The organism is Haloferax profundi, from assembly GCF_001469865.1.
Lineage (GTDB): Archaea > Halobacteriota > Halobacteria > Halobacteriales > Haloferacaceae > Haloferax > Haloferax profundi.
Window position 1 is genome coordinate 1 of sequence record NZ_LOPV01000510.1, and the last position, 7,103, is coordinate 7,103.

Here is a 7,103-nt window from a genome sequence, read left to right on the forward strand (position 1 = left end):
CGATGATGTACTCCGGACGGTGGCGAAGCGCAGACCGCAAGAGGTCGTACATCGTGATGTCCGTACCTTCGTGGAGGCGTTCACGGGTGACAGACGACAGCCAGTTGTCGTGGTACAGCGCGAGTTCGCGAGTGTCCTCTATCGAGAGCACTTTCGACCGCGGCGGGACGAACATCGAGACGGCGTTCATCGAGGTGGTCTTCCCGGAGGCCGTCCCGCCGGCGAAGATGAGGCTCTTGTTGTGTTCGATACAGAGCCACAGGTACGCCATCTCTTCGATAGAGAACGTCCCGTACTCCACGAGGTCGATTGGCGTGAATGGCTCTTCGGCGTACATCCGGACGGTGAAGGCCGACCCGCGTGGCGTCACCTCTTCACCGAGTGCCAACTCGGCGCGCGCACCGTTGGGGAGCGTCGTTCCGAGGACGGGGTCACCGACGCTGATGTGCTGGCCGGACCGCTGTGCGAGGCGGATGACGTAGTTGTCGAGTTCCTCGCTCTCGAAGGAGATGTTCGTCACGATGTCGGTGTACTCGTCGTGATAGACGAACAGCGGGAGGTTGTACCCGTCACAGGAGATGTCCTCGATGTGCGGGTCGTGCATCAACGGGTCGAGCGGTCCGTACCCGTGGAAGTCACGTCGGAGGTAGTACAGCAGAGTGTGGAACGAGTCCATTCCCAGTTCGAGACCGTACTGTTCGAGGAGTGACGCGAGTTCGTTCGTGAGGGCATCCTCGCGCGTCGGGTCGATGTCGCGATTGTACAACAACGGGTCGCGGATGTCGGTGCGGACGCGCTCGAGGAGCGACGCCTCGAACTCGTCGAGGTCAGGCTCGACGACGTGGTAGTGGTGTGCAGTCGCGTTCGTATCGAAGGTGACGACGACGTACGCGAACGGCGCGTTCACCCAGTACCGCTCGCGTTCTTCGTGCCCCTCGGGAATGTCGTACGTCCCGAGTGGCGTGTCCTCTGGGGTGAGCGGACGGACGTTCAGGTTCGACCCACGGAGCATCTCTGCGGTTCGCCGCAAGATTCGTCTCGTCTCGTCGGCGGCGACGTCGAAGTCGCCGTCGCGGAGGAGTCGGAAGACTCCTCTGTCGCCCGCAGCGTCGATTGTCGGTCTCGTGTCTCTCGTACTATCTCGTGGCATCGTCACCCGGTTCGGTTGGTCAGGTGGTATGAGAGGTCACTACTTAAATGGTCCGCGCGCCCGACACTCAGGAACGTTCGACAGTCAACAGGACGCCGGCGAAGACGAGTGCGATGACGACGCCGACAGGGAGCGGGATGCCCGGAATCCCGCGCGTGGCGAGTAGATACGACGACGCACCGAGCGAGAGACCGACGACTCCGAGGAGGCCGCCGAGGAGTCGAACAGGGTCGATTGGCCCCGCCTCGACGCGTGCTTCGCGGAGGTAGTACGCGAACGAAAAGAAGAGGGCGAGCGCCAACGCCGCCGCGCCGACGACCCACACCTGATAGGCGACTTCGACCGTCTGCCCGGACTGGAGTGACAGCGCAGACAACGGGCTACGGACGGCGACGCGTTGGGAGAGCCCCCACGCGTACTGAATTTCGAGGAAGGGGAACCTGACGAACAAGAGACTGACGCCGGCGATGCTCGACGAGTACGTGACGTTCCACGGGAGAAGTGCGCAGAGCCACGTCGAAACGACTGCCAGTGCGCCTGCGTGTTCAGACCGGACCCAGACCATGCGAGAATCGCCACGGTGCGTCGGGTAAAAACTACCGACCTGTCCGACCACCGAGTCGGGGCGCCGACGCGATGATGCGTCTGACACGTGTGAGAAAGTGGGCGTCACGTTAATAGGTCGCGCAATAATACTACGACGTACGGAATGCGGCGTGATTACTTCGAACTCGACGTTCGCGATGTCGATTGGTACGAGGGGGGCGAACCTCCTCGCCAACCGACGGTCTCTATCGACTTTTACGGCCCACCCGAGGAACTCCGGGAGCGATTCTCCGCACCCGGCGGCGACGTCCTCGCGTCGGGGGACTTAGACGTATCGTTGCGCCTCCAGGGTCCAATCAACGAGACGGACACACGAGGTGTCGTCAGCGTGACCGACCGCCTGACTGGTGACTACGTCCTCGAACTCAACGCCGACGCGGAGGACGTGCTTTACTTCATCGGCGCGGCGCGGGAGTACGGCCGGAATTCGGACGACAAGGACGGCCACTATCGTGTCGACGTGGCCATCGAAGGCGAGCACTTCGCTACGTTCGAGAAGTCGATGTTCCTCGTCTACGACGTAGACGGCAGTCTGCTCCGTGGCCGGAGTCTCATCCCGTCTGGCGTCGAACTCTGAACCGGCGAGCGGAATGCTCACACACGTTCGTGTACGATTTCGGGACGAACCACGTCTTCTTTATCTGACGACGCCTCAGGAGATATCGTGAGGAACGTAACCGACCGCACGAGCAACCCGTTCGGCATGCGACCGTCGTGTGACCGGTTCGTCCCCGGATACGGCGACGCCAACGCTGATTTTCACGTCATCGGCGACCACCCTGGTGTCCACGGTGGGGTCGAAACCGGCGTCCCCTTTACCAACGAAGCAGGCAAGCGACTCCAGGCAGCACTCGTCGATGCAGGCCTCTTGGAGACGACGGGCGACGAACCGACCGTGAACGAGACGTTCGTGTCGTATCTGCACATGTGTGTCCCGGACGGGACACCGACGGCCGCAGACTACACCGACATGGAACGCTTCTTCGACGCAGAACTTCGCGCAATCGCCGCCCACGTCCTGCTCCCCGTGGGCGCAGTCGCGACTGACCACGTCCTGAACAACTACACATCTGTCGGGTGGAAGACGGACGTCGACATGGAGGAACTCCACGGGCAGGAGATTCGTGGCAGTGGCTTCCTCGTCGTCCCCATCAAAGACCCTCTCGAGTGGGACGACGACGACCACGACGAACTCGTCGCTGGCCTGATGACGCTCCAGTCGACGGACTTCCGCCGAGAATCCGACCTCGGCCGATTCATTCCCGGGGACGACCCGTATCTCGTCAGATAATCGCCCTCTCTCGCCTTCTCTCGACTATTCTACCGTTGCCGTTCGAATTTCAGAATTCTTCACGATTTTGCCGTTCGTTCGTCCAGTAAGAATCATTAAGGTTACCACTTGTTCACTTATTGTGGCCAAATGACTCACATAAGAGCATATTTACCCAATGGTTCTGTATGGCACGGCCCTAATTGGCGAGAACAAAGGACTTTTTACAACAAGCACCATACGTGGTGTTGACGCGCGTGGTTCGATTCATTTCCGCCGGGCGCGTCAGGCAACTGTGAGATTGGTGCTCCTCGCAGTGGCTTGGTCAGTCCGGGGACCTGCGCTCGGCCGCGGTCCCCGCTCTCTACTCCTACAAGAGCGATAGCTCGATACTCCCGTTGCTCGTCGATACGGTGAGCGTCGGCCCCCCGTCGCCGAGCGTCCCAGTGACTCGGGTTCGTGAGACGTTGGCACCGGAGAGTGAGAGTCCACTCGTGTCGATAGACCCGGTTGCCGTCTGGGCGACGACTTCGGCGTCCAGGTCACCCGCGAGGGCTGCCTCGATGGACCCGTTGGACGTTTCGATGCTCGTGTCGTCACGAATCGCGCGCACGTCGACTTCGAGAGACCCGTTCGTCGTTCGGACGCCGTCGAGTCCCCCCACGTCGAAGGCGGTGATACTCCCGTTGCTAGTCGTCAACTCGGCGAAGCCATCGAGTCGCCGAACGGTGATGCTCCCGTTGCTCGTCCGCGCTTCGAGGTCACCCGTCGTCCCCTGCACGTCGATGGACCCGTTCGACGACGACGTGTGTGTCACCGGGAACTCAGACGGGACGCGAACCTCGAGATTCACGACGACACGTCCGGAGTCTTCGTCGCGGACGACACGTGTGATTTCGAGGGACCCGTCGCCGCCGATGTCTATCTCCGCCGAATCGACGTCTTCGGTGAAAAAGCCACGTCTGACGATGCGAACCTCTACCTCGTCTCCGTCCCACGGTTGGACGCTGACGCTCCCGTTGACGTTCCGAATCTCCAACGAATCGTACCCACTCGGAGAGACCACCCGCGTCTCTTCTTCTCGTGTCTCGATGCTGGGGGCAGTGCATCCTGCGAGCGCAGCGAGTCCGAGCACGCCGCCGTGTTTGAGAACCGACCGCCTGGAGGGCGTTTTCATACCCGTACAGACGGATAGCTCGCCCAAAAATGTTAGCTGAGTGGGGTGTTCACACGCGGTCGGCGAGTCGCTTCAGCGCCCCGTACCCGTACTCCAGTATGGGGTCGCCGTGTCCCATCGCAACCACGTCGACCGGCGGGCACCGTGCGGCGAACGCTCGGATACTTCGACGGTTCTCGGCGGCGTCGTCGGCGACCACCCACGGCATCGGGGCGAGTCTCGCGCCAGATGCACGAACCATGTCACCGACGAAGGCGACGCCGAGTCGCCTGTGGACGAACGCGGTGTGGCCCGGTGTGTGCCCCGGCGTCCGGTAGGCGACGAACCCGCCGATTTCGTCACCGTCTTCGACAACTTCGATGGGATTCGTCGGCCGGTCGACGAGTGACGAACTGAGTCGTTGGAAAGCGCCCTTGTGCGACCGGAGAGACGGTTTCGACTGGCCTGTCAGGTACGACGCATCCGGCTCGGCGACGTGAATCGGCACGTCGTCTCGAAGGCCGAGTGTCGCGAGTGTGCCGACGTGGTCGAGGTCGTAGTGCGTCAGGAGGACGCGGTCGACGTCGCCAGCGTCGAGTCCGGCGTCGGCGAGGCCCCGCAAGAGACGACGCCGGTCCCACGGCATCCCGGCATCGACGAGGACCACCTCGGACCCGTCCTCGCGACTGCTGGCACTGTCGACGACGAGGTACGCGTTCGCTCCACCGAGACGGAATCGCCTGACTCGGCCACCGGCAGTATTCATACTGACACGTAAGCCGCCAGTGACAAAAATCGTGAGTCCCTCGCGAGACGACTCGCCGCGGTGGCGTGGTCACCGGGTGGCGAAGAGATACCGACCGGCGTCGAAGACGAACCCACCGGCACCGACCAGCGGGCAGACGACGAGTCCGACGATATCGACGAGGAGTGGACGGGCGACGCCGACTGCCCCCGCGGCGAGGATGGCCACGGGTACTGCCGCCGCCAGCGCGTAGAGCCACGTCGTCCACGAGTGACCGAATCGCGCGATGACGGCGAGGAGCGAGACAGCAAGAAGGAGTGCGACCCCGGGCACGAGGCCAGCACTCGGTAAGAGCAACGTCGAGAGAGAGGACGAAGCCGCCGCTTGCAGGGCGGCTAGACTCGGCACCGACAGGGGTGACGCCGCGAGTAACGTCGGGACTGGCGCGGTGGTGTCTATCGATACGAGTGCGGTCACGAAGGCATAACCATCGGTGGCGAGGTACCAACCGAGACCACCGAGGTACGCGAGTAAGGCGACGAGCGAGATGCCCCATCCGTACCACAGCGGGTTCGTCCCACTCTCTTCGTCTGTCGTCGACGACGCCGATTGCCCGCGCTCGCGTTCGAATCGATTCGACGTTCTCGACCCTCCAGTTCGAGCGGAGTTACTCGTCGAACGAGTTCGACTGCTCCGCGACGACGACCGGTTCGAGGACGACGTCGACGACCGACTGGAAGACCCTCGAGACGAACGCGTCCGCGAAGACGTACTCGCCCTGCTCGACGACCCCGTCGAGGTTCTGGACGACGACCGGTTCGAGGACGACGTTCGCCCCGAAGACGTTCGCCCCGACGACCGGGAAGACGACGAGCGCGATGTAGACGAACGCGAAGACGACGACCGAGCAGAAGACGACCGAGAGGAGCGTGACGAAGACGACGTGGACCGCGACGAGGAAGACGACGTAGACCGCGACGAGGAAGACGACGAACTCGTCGACGTACTTCCGTTGCCGGCCTGTCCGGGGAACTTGAACTTGGTCAGGCCGTCGAGTCGCTTTTCGACGTAGGTCCCGTGACCCATCCGGTCGTAGTCCGCTCGTTCGGTCTCGTCGGTGAGGACTTCGTAGGCCTTCCTGACGACGGTGAATTGGGCCGTCGCTCGGTCGTCGTCGTTGACGTCGGGGTGATACTCCCGTGCCATCTGACGGAAGGCTTGTTTGATTTCGGTCTTCTCGGCGTCGCGTTCGACCCCGAGGAGTTCGTAGAAGTCCACCGGCATTCGACGTGCGAACCGATGTGAGGATGGCTTTTGAATGTACCGGGCGAGTCGGAGGGCGGCGGTGTCGCCGAGTTCCTTCGGAATAATCATGAACCTCGGCGGCCAGATGCTCGCATGGAACGAATTCGGCTGGGAAACACCGTCTTCGAAGGACGGAACAACGCCTATCTCATTCCGGGTGACCGACCGACGCTCGTCGACGTGGGCGTCGCGACAGATTCGGTCCGGCAGGACGTTCGTGACGGCCTCGCCGCCGTCGGCTACGAGGTGTCGGACCTCGACGCACTCGTCCTCACCCACTGGCACGCCGACCACACCGGGCTTGCAGGTGAACTCCAAGCAGAGAGTGGCGCAGAGGTGTACGTCCACGAAGCCGACGCCGGAATCGTCGCTCGCGACGACGACGCCATCGCTGAAGAGCGCGACATCCGCGAACGACGGTTCGACGAGTGGCGGATTCCGGAGGGGCCACGCGAGGAAGTGACCTCGTTCCTCGACGGCCACGACGACATGTACGGGAACTCGGTGGACGTGACGCCCGTCGAAGACGGCGACCGAATCGCCGCCGGCGACGGCGAACTCGAAGTGGTCCATCTCCCCGGCCACGCCGCGGGTCTGAGCGCCTTCGCCTTCGACGGGGACGAGGGACGCGAGGCGTTCGTCGGCGACGTGATTCTCCCGAAGTACACGCCGAACGTCGGCGGCGCGGACCTCCGCGTGGACCGACCGCTCGAAACGTACCTCGACAGTCTCGCACAAGTCGCTGACCTCGACTTCGCACGCGCGTGGCCGGGACACCGCGACGCCATCGACGACCCCGCGGGTCGGGCGCGCGTCATCGCCGAACACCACCGCGAACGGACCGAACGCGTCCTCTCTGTCCTCGACGAAC

General features: G+C 63.0%; 9 protein-coding genes and 1 pseudogene. 4 read left to right on the forward strand and 6 right to left on the reverse strand.

The window, feature by feature from the left end:
* Both AUR66_RS16090 and AUR66_RS16095 read right to left on the reverse strand, forming a co-directional pair.
* The coding region (locus tag AUR66_RS16090) for a type II/IV secretion system ATPase subunit (RefSeq protein WP_058573250.1) at nt 1–1,150 on the reverse strand (1,150 nt) is incomplete at its 3' end.
* Between the two features lie 67 nt (nt 1,151–1,217).
* On the reverse strand, nt 1,218–1,715 hold the full coding sequence (locus tag AUR66_RS16095; RefSeq protein ID WP_058573251.1) for a DUF7549 family protein: 498 nt from the start codon (nt 1,713–1,715) through the stop codon (nt 1,218–1,220).
* A gap of 144 nt (nt 1,716–1,859) precedes the next feature.
* Between AUR66_RS16095 and AUR66_RS16100 the strand changes: the two genes are divergently transcribed.
* Nucleotides 1,860–2,333 (forward strand): DUF5793 family protein, encoded by a 474-nt coding sequence (locus tag AUR66_RS16100; RefSeq protein ID WP_058573252.1) that lies wholly within the window; start codon nt 1,860–1,862, stop codon nt 2,331–2,333.
* 87 nt (nt 2,334–2,420) lie between these two features.
* Nucleotides 2,421–3,047, forward strand: coding sequence for a uracil-DNA glycosylase family protein (locus tag AUR66_RS16105; RefSeq protein ID WP_197409830.1), 627 nt, complete (start codon nt 2,421–2,423; stop codon nt 3,045–3,047).
* 349 nt (nt 3,048–3,396) lie between these two features.
* Here the strand turns inward: AUR66_RS16105 and AUR66_RS16110 are convergent, their stop codons facing one another.
* The 3 genes from AUR66_RS16110 to AUR66_RS23175 all read right to left on the reverse strand — a co-directional run bounded on the left by AUR66_RS16110 (nt 3,397) and on the right by AUR66_RS23175 (nt 5,404).
* Entirely contained in the window at nt 3,397–4,203 is an 807-nt protein-coding gene (locus AUR66_RS16110) for a DUF4097 family beta strand repeat-containing protein (protein ID WP_058573254.1), read from the reverse strand.
* Between the two features lie 49 nt (nt 4,204–4,252).
* Nucleotides 4,253–4,948 (reverse strand): MBL fold metallo-hydrolase, encoded by a 696-nt coding sequence (locus AUR66_RS16115; protein WP_058573255.1) that lies wholly within the window; start codon nt 4,946–4,948, stop codon nt 4,253–4,255.
* A gap of 69 nt (nt 4,949–5,017) precedes the next feature.
* The gene (locus AUR66_RS23175; RefSeq protein ID WP_331457011.1) at nt 5,018–5,404 is read right to left on the reverse strand and encodes a molecular chaperone DnaJ; all 387 of its coding nucleotides are present in this window, start codon (nt 5,402–5,404) and stop codon (nt 5,018–5,020) included.
* 70 nt (nt 5,405–5,474) lie between these two features.
* Here AUR66_RS23175 and AUR66_RS23180 point away from each other — a divergent pair, with 70 nt between their 5' ends.
* Nucleotides 5,475–5,999, forward strand: coding sequence for a hypothetical protein (locus tag AUR66_RS23180; protein WP_331457012.1), 525 nt, complete (start codon nt 5,475–5,477; stop codon nt 5,997–5,999).
* A 77-nt stretch (nt 6,000–6,076) separates the two neighbouring features.
* Here the strand turns inward: AUR66_RS23180 and AUR66_RS23185 are convergent.
* Nucleotides 6,077–6,301 (reverse strand): annotated as a pseudogene (locus AUR66_RS23185) (DnaJ domain-containing protein); the annotation flags it as partial.
* Between the two features lie 24 nt (nt 6,302–6,325).
* On the opposite strand from AUR66_RS23185, the gene AUR66_RS16125 reads away from it, so the two are divergent.
* A partial coding sequence (locus AUR66_RS16125; protein WP_058573256.1) for an MBL fold metallo-hydrolase occupies nt 6,326–7,103 on the forward strand: 778 nt, incomplete at its 3' end.